Source organism: Lysinibacillus sp. NPDC093197, from assembly GCF_044754025.1.
In the GTDB taxonomy this organism is placed as follows: domain Bacteria; phylum Bacillota; class Bacilli; order Bacillales_A; family Planococcaceae; genus Lysinibacillus.
On the sequence record NZ_JBIVOH010000002.1, the window covers coordinates 756,037 to 775,200 of the forward strand.

20 protein-coding genes and 1 riboswitch are annotated in these 19,164 nt (G+C 37.5%); of the genes, 7 read left to right on the plus strand and 13 right to left on the minus strand.

The features are described from left to right. Positions 1-2: 2 nt before the first annotated feature. From deoB to ACIP9G_RS09620, 5 genes are all read right to left on the minus strand, one after another. The gene (gene deoB, locus ACIP9G_RS09600; RefSeq protein WP_401018976.1) at positions 3-1,184 is read right to left on the minus strand and encodes a phosphopentomutase; all 1,182 of its coding nucleotides are present in this window, start codon (positions 1,182-1,184) and stop codon (positions 3-5) included. Positions 1,185-1,317: 133 nt separating this feature from the next. Next, on the minus strand, positions 1,318-2,220 hold the full coding sequence (xerD, locus tag ACIP9G_RS09605) for a site-specific tyrosine recombinase XerD (RefSeq protein ID WP_340825542.1): 903 nt from the start codon (positions 2,218-2,220) through the stop codon (positions 1,318-1,320). A 176-nt stretch (positions 2,221-2,396) separates the two neighbouring features. Continuing rightward, positions 2,397-2,861 carry a ferric iron uptake transcriptional regulator gene (gene fur / locus ACIP9G_RS09610; RefSeq protein WP_340825543.1) on the minus strand — a complete coding sequence of 155 codons (465 nt, stop codon included), beginning with the start codon at positions 2,859-2,861 and terminating at the stop codon, positions 2,397-2,399. Between the two features lie 99 nt (positions 2,862-2,960). Next, on the minus strand, positions 2,961-3,473 hold the full coding sequence (locus tag ACIP9G_RS09615; RefSeq protein WP_340825544.1) for a hypothetical protein: 513 nt from the start codon (positions 3,471-3,473) through the stop codon (positions 2,961-2,963). Positions 3,474-3,538: 65 nt separating this feature from the next. After that, positions 3,539-4,084, minus strand: a complete 546-nt coding sequence (locus ACIP9G_RS09620; RefSeq protein ID WP_401018977.1) for an NUDIX domain-containing protein — start codon at positions 4,082-4,084, stop codon at positions 3,539-3,541. A gap of 76 nt (positions 4,085-4,160) precedes the next feature. Between ACIP9G_RS09620 and ACIP9G_RS09625 the strand changes: the two genes are divergently transcribed. Together ACIP9G_RS09625 and ACIP9G_RS09630 are read left to right on the plus strand one after the other, a co-directional pair. Next, positions 4,161-5,060, plus strand: a complete 900-nt coding sequence (locus ACIP9G_RS09625) for an aldo/keto reductase (RefSeq protein WP_401018978.1) — start codon at positions 4,161-4,163, stop codon at positions 5,058-5,060. Continuing rightward, entirely contained in the window at positions 5,057-5,521 is a 465-nt protein-coding gene (locus ACIP9G_RS09630) for a VanZ family protein (RefSeq protein WP_401018979.1), read from the plus strand. The genes ACIP9G_RS09625 and ACIP9G_RS09630 overlap by 4 nt, the downstream gene beginning before the upstream one ends. 137 nt (positions 5,522-5,658) lie before the next feature. Here the strand turns inward: ACIP9G_RS09630 and ACIP9G_RS09635 are convergent, their stop codons facing one another. Further along, the gene (locus ACIP9G_RS09635; protein ID WP_340825550.1) at positions 5,659-5,928 is read right to left on the minus strand and encodes a YqkE family protein; all 270 of its coding nucleotides are present in this window, start codon (positions 5,926-5,928) and stop codon (positions 5,659-5,661) included. Between the two features lie 21 nt (positions 5,929-5,949). Beyond that, positions 5,950-7,134: an acetyl-CoA C-acetyltransferase gene (locus ACIP9G_RS09640; RefSeq protein WP_401018980.1), complete on the minus strand. Its 1,185-nt coding sequence runs from the start codon at positions 7,132-7,134 to the stop codon at positions 5,950-5,952. Positions 7,135-7,393: 259 nt separating this feature from the next. Between ACIP9G_RS09640 and ACIP9G_RS09645 the strand changes: the two genes are divergently transcribed. Further along, the gene (locus ACIP9G_RS09645) at positions 7,394-8,365 is read left to right on the plus strand and encodes an alpha/beta hydrolase (protein ID WP_401018981.1); all 972 of its coding nucleotides are present in this window, start codon (positions 7,394-7,396) and stop codon (positions 8,363-8,365) included. A gap of 67 nt (positions 8,366-8,432) precedes the next feature. On the opposite strand, the gene ACIP9G_RS09650 is transcribed toward ACIP9G_RS09645, so the two are convergent. Beyond that, positions 8,433-8,903 carry an S-ribosylhomocysteine lyase gene (locus ACIP9G_RS09650; protein WP_340825553.1) on the minus strand — a complete coding sequence of 157 codons (471 nt, stop codon included), beginning with the start codon at positions 8,901-8,903 and terminating at the stop codon, positions 8,433-8,435. A gap of 293 nt (positions 8,904-9,196) precedes the next feature. Further along, positions 9,197-9,343: riboswitch (cyclic di-AMP (ydaO/yuaA leader) on the plus strand. A gap of 235 nt (positions 9,344-9,578) precedes the next feature. On the opposite strand from ACIP9G_RS09650, the gene ACIP9G_RS09655 reads away from it, so the two are divergent. Both ACIP9G_RS09655 and ACIP9G_RS09660 read left to right on the plus strand, forming a co-directional pair. Then, a complete protein-coding gene (locus ACIP9G_RS09655; RefSeq protein ID WP_401018982.1) occupies positions 9,579-10,847 on the plus strand; it encodes an MFS transporter in 1,269 nt (422 codons plus the stop codon). A gap of 14 nt (positions 10,848-10,861) precedes the next feature. After that, entirely contained in the window at positions 10,862-12,034 is a 1,173-nt protein-coding gene (locus ACIP9G_RS09660; protein ID WP_401018984.1) for a M20 metallopeptidase family protein, read from the plus strand. 212 nt (positions 12,035-12,246) lie between these two features. Here the strand turns inward: ACIP9G_RS09660 and ACIP9G_RS09665 are convergent, their stop codons facing one another. From ACIP9G_RS09665 to ACIP9G_RS09675, 3 genes are all read right to left on the minus strand, one after another. Further along, complete coding sequence (locus tag ACIP9G_RS09665) at positions 12,247-13,656, minus strand: NCS1 family transporter (protein WP_401018985.1); 1,410 nt, start codon at positions 13,654-13,656, stop codon at positions 12,247-12,249. Between the two features lie 23 nt (positions 13,657-13,679). After that, complete coding sequence (locus ACIP9G_RS09670) at positions 13,680-14,480, minus strand: carbon-nitrogen hydrolase family protein (protein ID WP_401018986.1); 801 nt, start codon at positions 14,478-14,480, stop codon at positions 13,680-13,682. A gap of 471 nt (positions 14,481-14,951) precedes the next feature. Then, positions 14,952-15,455, minus strand: coding sequence for a cysteine hydrolase family protein (locus tag ACIP9G_RS09675; protein WP_340825561.1), 504 nt, complete (start codon positions 15,453-15,455; stop codon positions 14,952-14,954). 129 nt (positions 15,456-15,584) lie between these two features. Here ACIP9G_RS09675 and ACIP9G_RS09680 point away from each other — a divergent pair, with 129 nt between their 5' ends. After that, positions 15,585-15,803 (plus strand): DUF3953 domain-containing protein, encoded by a 219-nt coding sequence (locus tag ACIP9G_RS09680; protein WP_401018987.1) that lies wholly within the window; start codon positions 15,585-15,587, stop codon positions 15,801-15,803. An 86-nt stretch (positions 15,804-15,889) separates the two neighbouring features. Here ACIP9G_RS09680 and ACIP9G_RS09685 read toward each other — a convergent pair whose 3' ends face one another. Both ACIP9G_RS09685 and ACIP9G_RS09690 read right to left on the minus strand, forming a co-directional pair. Next, positions 15,890-16,330, minus strand: coding sequence for a PH domain-containing protein (locus ACIP9G_RS09685; RefSeq protein WP_401018989.1), 441 nt, complete (start codon positions 16,328-16,330; stop codon positions 15,890-15,892). Between the two features lie 104 nt (positions 16,331-16,434). Next, on the minus strand, positions 16,435-18,129 hold the full coding sequence (locus tag ACIP9G_RS09690) for a sigma-54 interaction domain-containing protein (RefSeq protein WP_401018990.1): 1,695 nt from the start codon (positions 18,127-18,129) through the stop codon (positions 16,435-16,437). Between the two features lie 149 nt (positions 18,130-18,278). Between ACIP9G_RS09690 and ACIP9G_RS09695 the strand changes: the two genes are divergently transcribed. After that, entirely contained in the window at positions 18,279-19,157 is an 879-nt protein-coding gene (locus ACIP9G_RS09695) for a polysaccharide deacetylase family protein (RefSeq protein WP_340825566.1), read from the plus strand. Positions 19,158-19,164 lie beyond the last annotated feature (7 nt).

A 19,164-nucleotide genomic window follows, 5' to 3' on the forward strand; every position in this document is an offset into this window, starting at 1 on the left:
CCTTATTTTAAATCATTTAAGAAACTTTTACCGAATGGTGGTGCTTCTACATTGAAGTTTTCAGCGACAGTTGCGGCAATATCTGCAAAAGTCTCACGTAGAGCTAGCTCGCTACCACCTTTAAAACGTGGTGAATAGTTAATTAGTGGTACGTATTCACGTGTATGATCTGTGCCAGGGAATGTCGGATCATTTCCGTGGTCAGCTGTAATCATAAGTAAGTCATCTTCTGTCATTGCCTCTAAAATTTCAGGAAGGCGTGCATCAAATTCTTGTAGGGCATTGCCATAGCCAAGTGGATCACGACGATGTCCAAAATTCGCATCAAAATCTACTAAATTTAAGAAGCTTATCCCGTGGAAATCACGTCGTGCAACCTCTGCAAATTGGTCCATGCCGTCCATATTATTTTTTGTACGAACTGCATCAGTAACCCCTTCACCATTGAAAATATCTGAAATTTTACCGATAGCGATTACATCTAATCCTGCATCCATTAATGCATTCATCGTTGTGCGACCAAATGGCTTTAACGCATAATCATGACGATTTGGCGTACGTGTAAAGTTACCTGGTGTACCGATAAATGGTCGTGCAATAACGCGTCCTACTAGGTACTCTGGCTGCAATGTTAATTCACGTGCAATTTCGCAAATTTTATAAAGTTCTTCAAGTGGAATGATTTCTTCATGTGCAGCAATCTGTAATACAGGATCAGCAGATGTGTAGACAATGATTGCCCCTGTGTCCATATGTTCTTGCCCAAAATCATCAATCACTTGTGTGCCACTTGCTGGCTTATTACATAGTACTTTTCGGCCTGTACGTTGTTCAAGCTCCGCAATAAGTTCAGCAGGAAATCCTTCTGGGTACACTTTAAATGGTTTATCGATGTTAAGTCCCATAATCTCCCAGTGACCTGTCATTGTGTCTTTCCCTACAGATGCTTCCTGCATTTTACCGTAGTATGCTTTTGGCGCATCCACTGCTTGCATTCCTTGAAGCGGCTCAATATTTGCTAAGCCAAACGATTCCATAACGGGCATTGTAAGCCCATTCATTTTTTCAGCGATATGGCCTAATGTATGTGCGCCTACATCTCCGAATTTAGCTGCGTCTGGTGCCTCACCAATCCCAACTGAATCCATTACAACGACATGGATTTTTTTAAATGGTTTATTCATAATTGTTGCCTCCTAATCTCACGACTCCATTTTACCAAAAACAAGCTAAAGGATAAAGGTCAGACATCCGACTAAGGTAAATATTTATTCTTTTATACGAAAAGAGACTCGATCCATCGCTTATTTTTCTATGTTAAGCACGTGGATGGTACTGCTTATATACCTCAGAAAGTCTCGTTTTACTAATATGCGTATAAATTTGGGTTGTAGAAATATCTGCATGACCTAGCATCTCCTGCACTGCACGTAAATCAGCTCCATTCTCTACTAAATGGGTAGCAAACGAATGGCGTAAAGTATGCGGTGTAAGCTCATGCTGGATGCCTGCCTTTAATGCGTGCTCCTTCATTAATTTCCAACAACCTTGTCTAGTTAAACGTTTTCCACGTTGATTTATAAAAAATGCATCTGTTTTTGGATATTTCCCTTGTAATGTTCCTCTTGCGCCATCTAAATAAACACTCAAAGCAGAAAGGGCGCTTTTTCCTAGTGGAATGATGCGTTCTTTGCCGCCCTTTCCAAATACACGTACAAAGCCCATTGTCAGATGAATATCAGCTAAATCAAGTGCAATCAGCTCACTAATACGCATACCAGAGCCATATAGCAGCTCTAGCATCGCCACATCACGAATACCTTGCGGCTTACTGCGGTTCGGCGCTGTCAGTAAAGCTTCTATTTCTTCTATGGAAAGGATATTCGGAAGTTTTTGTTCAATCGTTGGCATTTCTAAATGGACTGTTGGATCTGATTCTGTTCGCTTTTCTCGAAGTAAAAATTGGTGGAAACTACGAATCGATGAAATATGGCGCGCAACAGTACGGCTTGTCTTCCCTTGCATACGCAGTTGTTCTAAATGACGTAATATAGTTGTCCGTTCAACATGCCGAAAATCAGTCATCCCTTCAGCTTCTTGCAAAAAATGTACATAGTTTTCTAAGTCTCGGCGATAGGATGCTAGTGTATTAACGGATAATTGCCGCTCTACCTGGATAAAATGGATATAATCCTCTATTGCATATTGAAATTCATTCATCACAACGCCCCCTCACTGTCAATTATTCTCTATTTTAGCACGCCTATAAAAAAAGTGCGAAAGGGCTCACTTCAATCGAATTGACTAGTTTAATAGAAAGTCCAAGCATACAAGTGAAAAAAACAAAAAACTGCCTAATGCAATCTATACGTAAGATTTCATCAGACAGTTTTTCGTTATTGTTCTTCATTCGTTTCGTCGGTTTTATCATGACAACGCCAGCAAATACCGTGGAAAGTTAGTCGGTGATCTTTTATAATAAAGTTCCAACGTTTCTCAACAACGGCTTCCACATCCTCAAGTAAATCTTCTTGAATTTCATCTACAGCACCGCACTCGATACAAACTAGATGATGGTGGAAATGTGCAGCTCCTTCTTGGCGCAAATCATAGCGTGATACGCCATCGCCAAAGTTGATTTTGTCGACGATTTTAAGCTCTGTTAGTAATTCTAATGTTCTATAAACAGTAGCCAGACCTATTTCAGGTGCCTTATCTTTTACTAAAAGATAGACATCCTCTGCACTTAAGTGGTCCTCTTCGTGCTCTAGCAAAACAGCAACTGTTGCTTCTCGCTGCGGCGTCAGCTTATAACTAGCACTATGCAACTGTTTTTTAATACGATCAATACGGCTTTCCATGTGACGCCCCCCTAAACTCATTTCATTATACCAAAGGAGTAAATCCTATTACAAGATAGTGAGTAGATTTCAAATGCATTTATGCTTTTAGCTGCTTCTTCACTTGAGTACATACGATATTACAATAAACTCAGCAACTATTATGATGAAAAAAGCGATAAAATTCAACAAAATTGTCCGTCCATTCATCTTTTTCCCGATTTTTCGCTTCGACCAGGCGGGTACAAGTAAATTACATAATACTAGCAACAATATACAATAGATAAGCTGAAATGGAAACCACCAAATCGTATATAGCCAAAACGCCTCAAGTTTTTGCAGTAAAAATACGGAGCTAAATCCAAAAAAAGTTGCGCGCATCGCGACTGTAACACGTACTAAAACTTTCAAGACACTATGTGTAGCAAGTAACAATACAATTCCGACTGAAGCGGCGACAGGTAGCACTAAACGAAAAATAGATTGCCTGTCCACATCTGCTAAACGAGGTTCTATAAATAAAATAAAAGGCTCTGCATTCGCCCCTCCAATAATATGAAAGCAGATGACGCCACAAACGAAGCTCACTGCAACAATTGATGCGTGATAAAATAGAGAAACCGTACGAGACATTAGCATGCTCCTTTTCTATCAAGGTTTGTACAGCTTATGCTCGTCCGCTTCTATTATGCTAAACTTTATTTATCTTGTTGCAATGCAAACCAAAGTACGGCAAACGCTGTCTTAGCGTCATATATACGCCCATCAGCGACCATCGCTTGTGCCTCTTCCAACGAAACTTCTAGTAATTCGACAAATTCATCTTCATCTAGTTCTGCTCTATTTTCAATCTGATATAAATCTGTTCCTACAAATAGATGAATCACTTCATCTGCAAAGCCCGGTGAAGTGGCAAACGCTTGTAAATACTCGAATTGATGTGCACCATAGCCTGTCTCTTCTTCTAGTTCTCGACGAGCAGTATAGATCGGTTCTTCACCTATTTCAAGTTTACCAGCAGGAATTTCTACAATAGAACGCTCAAGCGCTTTACGATATTGCTCAACCATAACGAGCTTGCCTTCGTTGGTAATGGCAATGATTGCTACCGCACCTGGATGCTTAATAATTTCACGCTTAGCCGACTTGCCATTTGGTAATGTGACATCATCGACCTGTAACTTAACGATTTTCCCATCATAAATTGATGTCGTTTGTGTCGTTTTTTCTTCAAACTTTTTCATTGCCCATAACCTCGCTTGTTCTTCAGATATGTTCATTGTACCATTACAAGTAGAGAAATCGAAGGAGGGCATTCGTATGAAAAAAAGACAGCTCGGCTCAAGTAATTTATTTATTTCAGAAATCAGCTTAGGAGGTATGTCTCTTTCGACAAACAAAAATAATGCAGCAGCCATTATCGATATGGCACTAGATGCTGGCATTAATTACATTGACACAGCAGATTTATATGATTTTGGTGCCAACGAACAAATTATTGGTACCGTTTTGGGCAAACGTCGACAAGATATGATCGTCGCAACTAAAGTAGGCAATCGTTGGTCACAAGGTGTGGACGGCTGGCATTGGGATGCCTCCCCTACATATATTAAAGAAGCCGTGCATCAAAGCCTGAAAAGACTAGGTACAGATTACATTGATGTCTATCAACTACATGGTGGTACGATAGAGGACGATTGGGATGGCATTATTGATACATTTGAAAACTTGAAAAAAGACGGTGTAATTCGAGAATATGGCATTTCCTCGATTCGACCTAATGTACTAAAACGTTTTTTACCAGCCAGCTCTGCAAAAAGTGTCATGATGCAGTATAGTGCGTTAGATCGTCGCCCCGAAGAATGGCTAGATTTTATTGCCAGTGAAGGTGCTTCGGTAGTAACACGCGGCACCGTTGCAAAGGGCTTATTAACAAATACTTGGAAAGAGCGCTTGCAACGTGTTAACGGTTATCAAACCTATACACTAGATGAATTAACCATGACATTAACAGACTTAGCAAAACACTATGAAGATTTACATGCATTAGGGCTTGCCTTTAATTTGAAGGAACCTACTATTGCTTCAACTGTGATTGGTGCTAGTTCACAGGAACAACTTGTCCAAACACTTACAGCCTACGAAAAAGTCAATTCCATTACTAACTTTGACGTAGCTAACACACTAACAAAAGCAGAACAATACGCAGACCACCGATGAAAAAATGGCTAATTTTACTGCTCCTTTTAGTTATTCTCGCCATTTCCTCTAGCATGAGCTACGAACAACAGTCTATTATTCCTGAGCTTGAGGAACTTTTGGTCAATAAACCTTTTGAAGCACAACTGTCAGTATTAAAAATTCCATATTGGGATACAGTCGTGTCTGTTGAGGAGCGGGGCTACTTTGAATTTGTAGAATTTCTAATTCGAAAGTTTACGCATTTTATAGGTTTTGGATGTATTGCACTCGGAGTCTACTTTGCATGGGGAAAACGGCGTTTTGGCGCGGGCGTCGCCATTGCCCTTACGGCAGTGATTGCGATGCTAGATGAATTCCGCCAAAGCTTTACACCTGGACGAACAATGAACGGGCAAGATGTCTTAGTAGATACAGCTGGTGCTATTATTTTTATTAGCATCGCCTTAGCCGTGAAGAAAATACGGATGTTTAGAAAATAAATATTTATCGTATATAAGCAAGGGATTTCTATCGGCGATTCTCACGAGTCTACCGGCGATTCCAGGCACTCTATCGGCGATTAACAAAAAAACAGTGAATCTCTCATACGAGATTCACTGTTTTTACTAATCTAAGACTAAAACTTAGAGCCTTTATCACCGTACTCGTTTAATAATTCTTCAAACGATTTGTTTTTCTCACGCTGCTTGCGCTCAAAGGCTAGCTGTGCTTGACGCTCTTCCTCTGCCGCCTGCTCTTTCGCTGATAAATCTTGTTTTGCAGCTTTTAACTTCGCTAACACATCGCCACCAAGCTGGTCGGCTAATGTCACAGCTTCTTGCTTTGGTAAACTAGCTGTGAAACTATCATCTACACGCTGCTGTTGTTGTTTTCGTTTTTTTCCCATTACTTCACCTTCTTACTAACATTAAGGGCGTTGAACAACTGTTGCTACACCTTGTCCACCACCGATACATAATGTGGCAAGGCCCGTTTTTGCATCACGCTTCTCCATCTCATGTAGAAGTGTGACTAAAATTCGCGCCCCGCTTGCACCAATTGGGTGACCAAGAGCAATTGCTCCCCCGTTTACATTTAGTTTATCATGATTGAAGCTTAGTTCGCGATCTACAGCAATTGATTGTGCCGCAAACGCTTCATTCGCTTCAATTAAATCTACATCTACTAAAGATACATTCGCCTTTGCTAACGCTTTTTTCACCGCAGTTACTGGACCAGTCCCCATAATTGAAGGATCTACGCCAGAGCTCGCATTTGCTGAAATTTGTGCCATTGGCTTAATCCTTAACTCTAACGCCTTCGCTTTTGACATCACGACAACTGCTGCTGCACCATCGTTAATACCAGAAGCGTTCGCTGCAGTTACTGAGCCGTCCTTTTTAAATGCAGGGCGCAGCTTTGATAAGGATTCCGCTGTAACGCCTGCACGTGGAAACTCATCTTGATTAAAAATAATAGCATCGCCTTTTCGTTGAGGAATCTCTACAGCAACGATTTCATCATTAAATTTACCAGCAGCAATAGCCGCTTCTGCACGTTGTTGTGAACGTGCTGCAAAAGTATCTTGCTCCTCACGTGTAATTTCATACGCATCACATAAATTTTCCGCAGTAATGCCCATATGATAATCATTAAATGCACACCATAAACCATCATGAATCATCGTATCCACGACTTTTTGATCTCCCATGCGGAAGCCTTCACGTGCATTTTTTAATACATACGGTGCTTGGCTCATATTTTCAAAGCCACCAGCTACAATGATGTCAGCATCCCCTGCTACAATTGCCTGTGCTGCTAAATGCACTGCTTTTAAGCCTGAGCCACATACTTTATTAATTGTTAAAGCAGGCACTGTATTTGGTAATCCCGCTGCAATCGATGCTTGACGAGCCGGATTTTGTCCTAGTCCAGCCGATAAAACATTCCCCATGATGACTTCATCGACTTGCTCACCTGCTACGCCTGCGCGCGCTAATGCTTCTTTAATAACGATACTTCCAAGAGTTGTTGCCGGCACATCCTTTAATGTTCCTTGGAATGAACCGATTGCAGTACGCACGGCACTAACAATCACTACCTCGTTTGTCATAATCATTCTCCCCTTTTCCCCGTTCAAAAATCAACACTGCATGCATATGCTACTAGCAGATAACTATATTTTAACAAATATTTTGACGATTTTCGATAACGGAAATAATCGAAGTATTTCAAAGGTTGTTGTAAAATGTTGTCGTGTTTTAAACAAATATAGTTGGGAACATTACAATTAAGAAACATGCATTTACCTTATGATAACTTAGGGACGAATGCCTAGACATACAAAGAAACAAGTCGTGGAGGTATTGAAGATGAAAAAGAAAATGCTTTTATTTTCAGGTATTACAACGACGCTCGCCGCTGCTGCAACGGGGCTGTTCGGCTTTGCGCTTTCTAATAAATTAATGTACATTCAGCAAAAAGACCCCGATTTTATTCGTGAACGCGAAACAACTGCCAAACGTTTTGACGAAGCTTGGTACAATAAAAATTTTAAATGCGAATTAAATATTGACTCTCCTAATGGCTACTCCATTCGCGGCATTATGTTCCAACCACTACAAACAAATAATACGATGATTATTTGCCATGGGGTTACAGAAAATAAAATCAACTCGGTCAAATATGCACGTCTTTTCGAACGACTAGGGTACAATGCCGTTATTTTTGACCATCGAAGACATGGGGAGTCAGGCGGCAAAACAACAAGCTATGGCTATTATGAAAAAAATGACTTAGATGCTGTTGTAAAAACCGTGAAAGCGATGATTGGTGACAATGCCATCCTCGGTATTCATGGAGAATCAATGGGTGCAGCTACAATGCTGTTGTATGCGGGAACGGTTGAAGATGGTGCCGATTTTTATATTGCTGATTGTGCCTTTTCAGATTTTTCAATGCTGCTTAAACAAATTGCAAAGACTGAATTTAAATATGGTTCTATCATTCCAATCCGTTTCGCTGATTTCTTTATACGACTACGTGATGGTTATTCATTTAAAAGTGTAACGCCCTCTGAAGCTGTCACACACATTGAAAAGCCAGTTCTCTTTATCCATAGTATTCCCGATACATTTATTCCAGCTTCCATGTCACTCGATTTATATAATAAAAAGACTGGACCGAAAAAGTTAAAACTTTTTGATAAAGGTGCACACGCTCAGTCCTTTAATGAAAATATGGCTGAATATGAAGATCTGATACATGACTTTTTAGAAAGTTTTATTTATCAAAAAATAAATCACGATTCTTCCTCATCCAATGTCATTCCTTTTCATCGTTAAATGAAAAACCTTGCAAGCAAAATGTCCATCTGACTTAAAGGACATTTTACAATTGCAAGGTTTTTTATTATTCTGCAAAAACGATATGCCATTCATCACGTTTTGCTAAAAATTCTTTTGCAAGTGCCTGTGCACCTTCAAGACTATGACTTGCTGCCCAGCCACATTGCACTTCATTACAAGCTGGTACTGCTGTTGCATTCGTGACATCTGTAAATGTTTTTTCTAGTATCGTTAGCAATTCATCATAATCATTATGATTAATCAACGATACATAAAAGCCTGTTTGACAACCCATTGGACTGAAATCGACAATATGGTCGGAATAATTGCGAATAATATCAGCCGATAAATGCTCTAAAGAATGGAGTGCTGGCATTTCCATATGCTCCTTATTAGGCTGTTTTAAGCGAATATCGTATTTATAGACTTCATCGCCACTTTTTCCTACTTTTACACCTGCTAAACGAACATAAGGTGCTTTAACTTTCGTATGGTCTAAATCAAAACTTTCCACATTTGTTTTTTCACGTTCCATTGCTAACAGCTCCTTTTCTTACAATACTAACTATTATAACCGGTTTTCTATGAAATGTGTAAATTTTTAAAATAGAATGATAATTTAACTGTATCCTACACAAATTTTTAAAATAATAACAGTCTAAATCTTTCCCCTTTTGAAAAAATATTTTCGCACTTTTTATTCCTGTTATGCTGATACCCTAATTAATAAAGGTTTTATCAAGTAAAAAAATTTTTCTTCTCATTTGTCAAAAAAATTTTCTGTATTTACTAACTTTTCTTGAAATAGTAGTATCATAGCAGTTTCAACTTTCTAGATCGCTGAAACCAATGGATGCGGGGGAACCAAATTTTTTGGATGAACATTCAATCCAAGGGGTGAATCCTTGTTAAGGTAGGGCTACTCAAAGGCCCGAATCCGTCAGCTAACCTCGTAAGCGTTAAATGAGAAGGAAGATGGAGCTTGTACTATTTGAAAATGATGTATCTACAAGTCTTAGGGCTTTAAACATACTTATGATCAATACAACCTCCAAAACTCCCCATCATTACTTTTTATTGAATTAGAAAGCGTGATGAAACGATCGTGGGTAACACCATTTATTATGTTAGAGATATTTGAAAACGGATTCAACACCACTTATCTCCATCGTATTGCCCTGATTATTAAGTGAAAACGGAGGAAACCAATATGACTACTCAACAAGGAAAAAAAGGCATCTTTTATGGATGGTGGATTGTAGTGGCATGCGTCATGATTATGACATTTTTGTATGCACCAATTATTAATTTAGTGTCACTTTATACTGTCCCTGTAACAGAAGATTTGGGAATTGGAAGAACTGAATTTATGACGTATTATACGATTATGGCTTTAGTATCAATGATTTTCTGTCCAATTGCAGGAAAAGTGATGAGGAAAATGGACATTCGTCTTTACTTGACGATATTTACAACACTAGGCACCATTTCATATGTAGGATTTTCATTTGCAACGACTGCGATGCACTTTTATTTATTCGCAGTGCTAATGGGGGCTTCATTAGCAGGAGCTGCTCTTATTCCTGCACCAGTATTAATAACAAATTGGTTTAACGAAAAGCGTGGATTATGTTTAGGGATCGCACTAGCAGGTAGTGGTCTTGGCGGTGTCATCCTTAGCCCTGTCCTAAACTGGCTTATTACAGATTATGGTTGGAGAAGTGCTTACCTCATTACGGGCATTTCAATGTTTGTGTTAATCGTACCTATGGCATTATTTGTTATTCGACTTAAACCTGCAGATAAAGGTCTTGTTCCGCTAGGTGAAATAAAAAATATAACGACTTCTTCACAAACAGTAGAAGGGCTTTCACAAAGGGAGGCATTTAGATCCGTATCATTTTGGGCACTTTGTGCGGCAATTGTTGTCGGTGGTATTGTCGTGAATGGTATGATCATTAACCTCGCACCTTATTTAAAGGATATTGGTGGCACACCTCAACACGCTGCAATATTGCTTTCTTTAGGTTCAGCAATGGTCATCGTCGGAAAGTTATTAGTCGGTCGCTTATACGATAAATTAGGTACCATCACAACATTACTTATTATTTGTGGCTCTGGTTTAGTAAGCTTTTTATTTTTGATGAGAGGCGACCTATTAATACCTGGTATCCTGTATACGATATTTACTGGATTTGGTGCGACGGCCGTTACAGTTACACCTGCTTACTTAACTTCATCACTATTTGGGGAAAAAGAATATAGCGCGAAATTCGGGATTGTCTCATTATTTTCATCACTAGGCGCTGCACTAACACCAATTGTTTCTGGCGCAATTTATAATATAAATCATTCCTATGGATTACTGTTAAATGTCTTAATTGTACTTTCAATCGTGTTATTTGGATTGTTTGTCATTGCCATTAAAACAAAACCTAAATTTAATACAACTTCAGATATGGAATATTCATTAGACTAGAGAGGTGTATTCATATGACTAAACATGAAACATTAATATTGGCGGAAAATTTTCAAGAAGAATTCATTCATCATCGCAGACATTTACACCAACATCCTGAAATTGGATTTGAACTACCGAATACAGTCGCATACGTTGAAAAAACATTACTTTCCATGGGCCTAACACCTCAAAAAGTAGGACAAGCAGGGCTAGTTGTAACGATTGGTAATGGCAATGGGAAAACAATTTTACTAAGAGGCGATATGGACGCATTACCAATGGAAGAAAACACGGATTTACCGTTTAAATCAACAAATGGATTTGCACATACTTGCGGCCATGACATCCATACGACGTTCATGCTCGGCGCAGCAAAGCTTTTAAAAGAGAAAGAAAAAGATATTCATGGTACTGTCAAAATTATGTTCCAGCCCGCCGAGGAAATTGGTCTTGGCGCAAAGGATATGATAGAAAATGGCTTACTCGAAAATCCAAAAGTTGATGCTGCCCTTGCCCTCCATGTCACTCCAGATTTAGAAGTAGGGAAATTTGGTTACAAACCTGGCATCGCCGCTTCATCATTAGATGGCTTCTTCCTAAAAGTGCAAGGCAAAGGCGGGCACAGTTCTGAGCCTCAAAATGCCATTGATCCTTTAATGATTGTCAATGCGATATACAATCAAATGAATACATTAGTCAGCAAAGAAATTGATCCTAAAGAAAGAGCCGTTCTCGTTATTGGTAAAATGGGTGGCGGCACAGTAGCAAATATAATTCCAGATACAGCACATTTAGAGGCTACACTACGCTCTTTCAAACCAGAAGTTAGGGATCATCTATTTAATAGAGTTCAAGAAATTATAAATGCGACAGTGAAAATGATGCGTGGAACATATGAATTAAAGACTATCTCTACCCCATCACTTTATAATAATGAAACACTGTGCAAACAAGTCGTACCTTTTGTGAAAGAAATTTTAGGGGAAAACAATTTACAAATTGACGCTGAACCATTAGCAGGCACCGAAGATTTCTCTTACATTAGCCAACAAGTGCCAACAATGTTTATGTGGGCTGGCTCCAACGGATTAGGTGACAACAACTACCCACTACACAACCCAAATATTATGTTAGACGAAGGTGTTATTCCATTAGGGGTAGCGGTCGTTGTGCATAGTGCTATTAGTTGGTTAAATCAGGCTTAGCCTTTCTAAAGTCCAGAAGGTAGAAGAACTCTAAAATTTGAGTTCTTCTACCTTCTTATTTACTGTTCCTATTAAAGCTTATATCATCTACTGACATTTAGCCTCTACAACAAATTTACCGGTATCAATATCCTCTTAAGTAAATGACATAGCAAAACATGCGCTCTATTGTTTCATCTTTCATTATAACGAACGCTACCTTTTCTTCAGCTCTATACAGGAATTTTCCAATCTCGGTTCACAGAAGTTCCTAAATATTCATCTGAGTAATTTGAAACTACTTCTTTTTGCGGGAATTTATTCAAATACCATCGTTTCATTAGTATATAGTAAATGAAAACAGATATAGGGAAACCTACGAAATACATGTAATCTATGAACACTATAGCGAGTACACTACTAATGAGCCACGCTAGCATACCTGCCAAGTTTACCCCACGATTGTATGTAAATTGCCCCTCCTGCCTGTATAAATCTGTCACATGTAAACGACGCTTACGAATTATGTAGTAATCACAAATGATTACACCCGCTAATGCTGACATTGTTGCACCATAATATCCTAAGAAAACAAATAATTTATCTAAAACTAACCATGGTTGAAAAACTGTACCAATAATTCCTGCCAAAATAATGCCCCATGCATAAGATAAATTAAATTTAGCTCCTGCATTTACAAATGTTAAAGATGCGGGTATTAGATTTGCGGCAGAATTGGTTGACCATTGTGCTAAGACAACTAGTAATAAAATGATTACCATAATCCAACCAGTTGCAAGCTGTTGCACTACTTCAATAGGATTCCAGTTGCCAGTAGCTAAAAAACTTACTGCTCCAATTATACCGATAAATGTTTGGACGGTTGGCAAGGCTAACAAATGAGGGATGTAACTATTTGTATTTCTCCGGAACCAATTGCGCTCATTTCTTGGTGCTTTCACATAACGCGTTAGATTTGGTATATCCACTGCAAGTAAAGACCAGAAGCCCATATTAGCAGCCATAATAAGCAACCATGTTGTTTCAGCTGAACTGCCCTCATACGTAAAAATATTTATCCCTTCTACTGTAGCTATACTTGAAATCTTCACAAAAATCCAAATTGAAATCAAAATAATGGAAGGTGCTGCAATAACGGCAAATCGATCGATTGCCTTAATACCAAAGGCGGTATTCGCTATTTGAACACCCGCAAACACAACATACCATACAAACCAAAAATCAAATCCCGTTAAATTTGCCACAATATAGTTAATGGCCGTTGCGCCAAGATATGTTTGAATACCGAACCAAACACAAGCGACTATACCTCTTATTAACGATGGAATATGCACACCTACAGTGCCAAAAGGTGCTCTTAAATAAGCTGCAAACGATAAACCATGCTCAATACCAATATCTCCGGTTAAACTCGCGACAATCGCTATTAGTACATTGGCAACAAAAATTGCGCCCGCTAATTGCCAAAGCGTCATCGATTCAATACCATTTGCGCCAATTTGGAATGTTGCAATAATGACCGCCATTCCGACCCAAATATTAAAAAAACCTAGACCTGTAATAATGCGATGCCTTCTTAAAGTGGGCACGATATCCTTGGTAATTAATGTGTTGCGTTTCATAATTCTCCCCCCTGATTAAAACTTTATTCGCTTGGATGAAAAACGGCTTTATTTAAATCTCTTAAATAAGGTACTTCTCTTCGTTGTTGAATGACTCGTTGTAAATTGATTGTTGCTACAATGCATTCATCCTCCTGTACAGCTTCGGCTAGGACATTGCCTTGTGGATCAATAATTCTACTTTTCCCACCAAAATGTGTTGACTGTTTTTCACTTCCTGAACGATTGGCCGCAATAACAAAACAACCATTTTCGATAGCCCTTGCTCTACTCGCTATGTCCCACACATAGTAACGCTTTTCGCCAAATGCTGAAGGGTATACGAGAATATTAGCTCCTTGTAATGTTAAAATTCTGGCTCCCTCTGGAAATCCAATTTCATAGCAAATTTGTAAACCTATTTTCAAATCATCTTTATGGATAACTGACAGTGCATCTCCTCTATTAAATCTAATATTTTCTTGATCCCAAAGATGTGTTTTTCGATATTTGCCCAATATGCCATTTTTTGCTATGACGAAAGCGGTATCAAAAATTGTACCTTCGATTTCCCCTCGTTCTAAAATACAGCCGATTATTGTAACATCGTGTTGAGTCGCAATACGCTGTAAATAGTCGGTCGTTTCCCCTGGAATCGTCTCAGCATATTGCCAATCTTGTTCTTCAACCCGATAACCCGTATTAAATAATTCAGGTAATACAATGAGTGTTGCCTGTTGTTCAAGCGCTTGTTCAATTAACATTTGCGCCTTTTGTAAATTGCCAGCTTTATTACATAATTCACAATTCATTTGTACAGCTGCTACTACATGTTTCAAAGTCATCACTCCCCATGCTTTAGTAAATTAATGACTGCCTATATCCACTACATACAATAGTCCTCCTTTCCTTTATAATTTTTCTTAGCAAAAATCGTGCCAACTTTTCAAGGTTTAAAATATTGTTAGAAACCCACTTATATTGCCAATTTTTTAAAGGGAAAAATGAAAACTTTGTAGCAAAGTTATGCGTTTTGGCATAGTAGCAATGCAATTTAGTGTTTATACTAGTAGAATTTCTTGAATCGCCGGTAAAACTCGTGTTATCGCCGGTAGAACCATATAAATAGCCGGTAAAACTCGTGTTATCGCCGGTAGAATCATATAAATAGCTGGTAAAACTCGTGTTATCGCCGGTAGAATAACGTGTATCCTGCACTATGCGGAAAGTGACTGACATAAGAGAGACCATCAGAACAACAAAAAAGTGTTAGATTGATTGCAGTCAATCTAACACTTTTCCCCTAACTATAAAATTCATTCTATAAATTTCAAAAATCTGTTACTCCATATATTTTCATAAAAATCAATTGTCTCTTGCGCTGACATAAATGGGTTATGGATGGTAGAAGTCGCTTTACGTACCATAAAGTTTTCATATCCCAAGCCATGGGCGAATTTAATCGTTGCATCCATACAGTATTCTGTTTGAGCGCCGCAAAATTCAATTCGCTGCACAGCTAATTCGTCTAAAATTGTTTTTAAGCTTGTTTCGTAAAAAGAATTTGCATGTTCTTTTCTAACCAAGTAATCTTGCTTTTGCACATCTAGATCGACATGAATCGCCCAAAGCTCCTCTTCTGGTACGAGTTCTTCATCACAATGTTGAACAAAAATAATTGGTTTTTGGTGTTCTCGATATAAAGCGATTCGATTATTTACTTTTGTGAGTAAATTTTGTAAATCAAATAAATGTTCGTTACTGAAACACACGCCATTTTGTAAATCGATAACGATTAAAACATCTGCACTAGTCTTCATTATCTTGCCTCCTCTATTTATACAAAAATTCTATCATTTGAAAACGGTATAAAGATATAGCATGACATTCAATTAGTTATGCTACATTATAATATACATCAGTTAATTTTAATCAGAGGAGGTATTTACTTGAAATTCATTAAAATTAGCCTTACATGTCTTATCGTTTTCATATTTGTGTATAGCCTCATTAAAAATGATTTTTTATATAGTCCAATATCCTCGCTATTACTCGGCTGCTTATTAGCAATTGTAGGATTAGAACAATTTAAAAAAAGACGCAATTGGGGTTATTTATTTTCAGCAGTATCTTTGCTAGTAATCGTAGTAAGTATTTACTCATTTTAACCCCAACTACTAGTCATTTATTATTTCATAAAAAAAGAGAAAATACCTTGCTCGACGTAACGCAAGAGGTATTTTCTCTATATTTTTTACTCGAAGCTTTGTATCTGCATATTAGGACAGCGTTTTCTTAATTCTGCAATGAACTCCGTTTTATTGTCTGGTGAAATCTTTATACTACTAAAACTTGTAGATTCCACACATAATTCGAGTCCTTGATCTGTTGGTGAAATTTTATAACCAGTGAATTCATCTGTTGTCGGAGAAACCTTTGTTATATTTTGATAAAGGATTCGACGTTTGAATGGTCCACCTTTAATACATAAATACTCTTTATAGAAAACATATTGTATCGAAGTGCCATACCACCAAACAAAACCTCCAGCAACAAGAAAGAGAACAGCAATCAGCAGTAAAACTGCAAACGGTAATTGTTTATACAAAGGAAGCAATGGGATTGAACCCATAATGACAACGACTAAAAATATACCGGTTAACAAAAACATGTTTACCTTCGTGCGAAAAACCATTCGTCCATCACCCTTTCTTATATACTTACATTATAAGCAACAATCCACAAAATTGTAATTATTTTCAAAGATGCACTTTGTAATCGAGTCTGAATTACGCTTTTTTATCGAATATTATATTTAGCAATTTTTCTACTAATTGTTGATTGATTCACTTCTAATAATTTTGCCATTTCCACAGTTGTTTTACATGTTTCAAATGCCATCTGCAATAATTCTTTTTCTGCAAATTCTACACACTCTTTTAAGGGCATAATTTCTTTTACGAGTACAGACTTGCTCTTCTTAGTTTCATTCAGTGCAATTGCGAGTGTTTCGCTTGTCAAATCATCTGAGTCGCTTATAACATAACTTCGTTCAACTACATTTTGTAATTCTCTAATATTACCAGGCCACTCATACTCGGTTAACTTTTCGGTAAAGGTTGAATTGAATGTTTTGGATGTATGGTATTTGTTATTTAATGTAGTTAAAAAATGCTTCGCTAAAGAAAGTATATCTTCCTTGCGTTCACGTAACGGGGGTAAATGAATTGGAATAACATTTAAACGGTAATATAAATCTTGTCTAAACTTTCCTATATCAACCTCTTCAGCAAGATCTCGATGTGTTGCTGCTATAAACCGCACATTGATATGGATTGCTTTAGTACTACCAATACGTTGTAGCGTTCTTTCTTGTATTACTCTAAGTAATTTTATTTGAAGTGAAAGAGGCATATCCCCAATTTCATCTAATAACAAAGTGCCGTGATTAGCAAGCTCTAGTAACCCTTTTTTCCCCTCTCTATTTGCTCCAGTAAATGCACCTTTTTCATAGCCAAATAACTCAGATTCTAATAAGTTTTCGGGTATAGCACTACAATTGATTTTAATAAAAGGCTTATTTTTCCGATAGCTCATTTCATGAATAAAATTGGCAAAAACCTCTTTGCCAACACCGGTTTCTCCTAAAATTAAGACGGTCGAATCTACTGCTGCTACACGTTTTGCAAGCTTAACTGCTGCCTCTAGTTTTTTACTTTTATAAACGAGCGAACTCGAAGGGGCCTTCCTATCGTTTTGTAATTTTGACAATTCACGTTGATATTCATTTATTAAACATTTCAACTGTTGTATTTCTTGTTGTAGGTTACTAATATCTGTAATATCCCTCGAAGCATTTACAACCCTTATTATTTCTCCCTGCTTATTTTTTATAGGGGTCCCTACTACTAATAACCTTTTGTTGTTTTTAGTTGATTGGACCGTTGATATTTTCTTTTTATTTTCTAAAACTAGTCTTGTTATTGAAGGTTGGTATACCCCTTCCTTTTCCAACTCTAAAACATTTTTCCCAATAAGCTGTTCTTCACTTACACCCCATATATGCTTGCATGCTGCACTAACTCTTAATGTATTTCCTTTGTGATCGGATACATACAGAACGTCATAAGAAGATTCAAATATCGCTTTTAAATCTTCACTTTCTTCCTTACACCGTTCATAATCTTGTTGCAATGGCCATGACGAATTAATAGAAACTAATATGTAGTTTTTGTCTTTCTCACTTATTCTAGAGAAGAAAAATTGATATGCTTTGTCACCGCAACAAAAACTTTTCATTAATGGAATGTCAGTGGCAAAAGCTTTTTTCAATAGCGGTGCTAATTTTCGATGATTAATAATTTCACGGTTAAGTTGAATGGCTTTTTGTGCTTTGGTATTTAGCATTTTAATAGAAAAATTTTCATCGTAAATAATTGATGCTAATGGTAGCTTTTCGATTGTTTCAGAAGAAATTTTAGTATTTCCAAGCATAGTACCTCTCCATTCTTTAATTTTTTCAGCATTATAACATAAGCTTTATGCAATTGTGCATATTTTCTAAATTATTTAAAAAATTTATTACAAGAATCATTTTTTTCGCTAGACTAATGATAAAAAATCATTAAAGGGATGGATGATAGATGCAACGAGAGATTTTAGTAGCATATGGTATTGACGTTGATGCAGTAGCAGGTTGGCTTGGGTCTTACGGAGGCGAAGATTCACCTGATGATATTTCACGTGGTTTATTTGCAGGTGAAGTTGGAACTCCTAGACTTTTAGATTTATTCGACAAACATAATATTAAAACAACTTGGTTTATTCCTGGTCATTCGATTGAAACGTTCCCAATTGAAATGAAAGATGTTTTTAAACGAGGTCATGAAATTGGAGCACACGGATATTCTCATGAAAATCCTATTGCGATGACACCGAAACAAGAAGAACAGGTTTTGCTCAAATCGATTCAACTTATTGAAGATTTAACGGGCAAAAAACCGACTGGCTATGTTGCACCTTGGTGGGAGTTTTCCAATGTAACGAATGAATTATTAATTAAACATGGCATTAAATACGATCACAGTTTAATGCATAATGATTTTACACCTTACTATGTACGTGTCGGGGATAAATGGACAAAAATTGATTATAGCAAGCAAGCTGAAGAATGGATGAAGCCTTTAGAAAGGGGCGAAGAAACCGATTTAATTGAAATTCCAGCAAACTGGTATTTAGATGATTTACCTCCAATGATGTTTATTAAAAAATCTCCAAATAGTCATGGTTTTGTTAATCCTCGCGATATCGAACAAATGTGGAAAGATCAATTCGATTGGGTTTACGAAAATATGGATTATGCTGTATTTACGATGACAATCCATCCAGATGTCAGTGGTCGTCCTCAAGTATTACAAATGCATCATCGCCTTATAAAGTATATTAACTCCCATGAACATATTCGTTGGGTAACATTTAATGAAATTGCCAACGATTTCGCAAAACGTTATCCACGCACATAAGGGGGCA

Bases quoted from the DNA above. Each gene is read 5' to 3' on its own strand.
- deoB (WP_401018976.1), bottom strand. From the start codon at position 1,184: ATGAATAAACCATTTAAAAAAATCCATGTCGTTGTAATGGATTCAGTT.
- xerD (WP_340825542.1), bottom strand. From the start codon at position 2,220: ATGAATGAATTTCAATATGCAATAGAGGATTATATCCATTTTATCCAG.
- fur (WP_340825543.1), bottom strand. From the start codon at position 2,861: ATGGAAAGCCGTATTGATCGTATTAAAAAACAGTTGCATAGTGCTAGT.
- ACIP9G_RS09615 (WP_340825544.1), bottom strand. From the start codon at position 3,473: ATGTCTCGTACGGTTTCTCTATTTTATCACGCATCAATTGTTGCAGTG.
- ACIP9G_RS09620 (WP_401018977.1), bottom strand. From the start codon at position 4,084: ATGAAAAAGTTTGAAGAAAAAACGACACAAACGACATCAATTTATGAT.
- ACIP9G_RS09625 (WP_401018978.1), top strand. From the start codon at position 4,161: ATGAAAAAAAGACAGCTCGGCTCAAGTAATTTATTTATTTCAGAAATC.
- ACIP9G_RS09630 (WP_401018979.1), top strand. From the start codon at position 5,057: ATGAAAAAATGGCTAATTTTACTGCTCCTTTTAGTTATTCTCGCCATT.
- ACIP9G_RS09635 (WP_340825550.1), bottom strand. From the start codon at position 5,928: ATGGGAAAAAAACGAAAACAACAACAGCAGCGTGTAGATGATAGTTTC.
- ACIP9G_RS09640 (WP_401018980.1), bottom strand. From the start codon at position 7,134: ATGACAAACGAGGTAGTGATTGTTAGTGCCGTGCGTACTGCAATCGGT.
- ACIP9G_RS09645 (WP_401018981.1), top strand. From the start codon at position 7,394: ATGAAAAAGAAAATGCTTTTATTTTCAGGTATTACAACGACGCTCGCC.
- ACIP9G_RS09650 (WP_340825553.1), bottom strand. From the start codon at position 8,903: ATGGAACGTGAAAAAACAAATGTGGAAAGTTTTGATTTAGACCATACG.
- ACIP9G_RS09655 (WP_401018982.1), top strand. From the start codon at position 9,579: ATGACTACTCAACAAGGAAAAAAAGGCATCTTTTATGGATGGTGGATT.
- ACIP9G_RS09660 (WP_401018984.1), top strand. From the start codon at position 10,862: ATGACTAAACATGAAACATTAATATTGGCGGAAAATTTTCAAGAAGAA.
- ACIP9G_RS09665 (WP_401018985.1), bottom strand. From the start codon at position 13,656: ATGAAACGCAACACATTAATTACCAAGGATATCGTGCCCACTTTAAGA.
- ACIP9G_RS09670 (WP_401018986.1), bottom strand. From the start codon at position 14,480: ATGACTTTGAAACATGTAGTAGCAGCTGTACAAATGAATTGTGAATTA.
- ACIP9G_RS09675 (WP_340825561.1), bottom strand. From the start codon at position 15,455: ATGAAGACTAGTGCAGATGTTTTAATCGTTATCGATTTACAAAATGGC.
- ACIP9G_RS09685 (WP_401018989.1), bottom strand. From the start codon at position 16,330: ATGGTTTTTCGCACGAAGGTAAACATGTTTTTGTTAACCGGTATATTT.
- ACIP9G_RS09690 (WP_401018990.1), bottom strand. From the start codon at position 18,129: ATGCTTGGAAATACTAAAATTTCTTCTGAAACAATCGAAAAGCTACCA.
- ACIP9G_RS09695 (WP_340825566.1), top strand. From the start codon at position 18,279: ATGCAACGAGAGATTTTAGTAGCATATGGTATTGACGTTGATGCAGTA.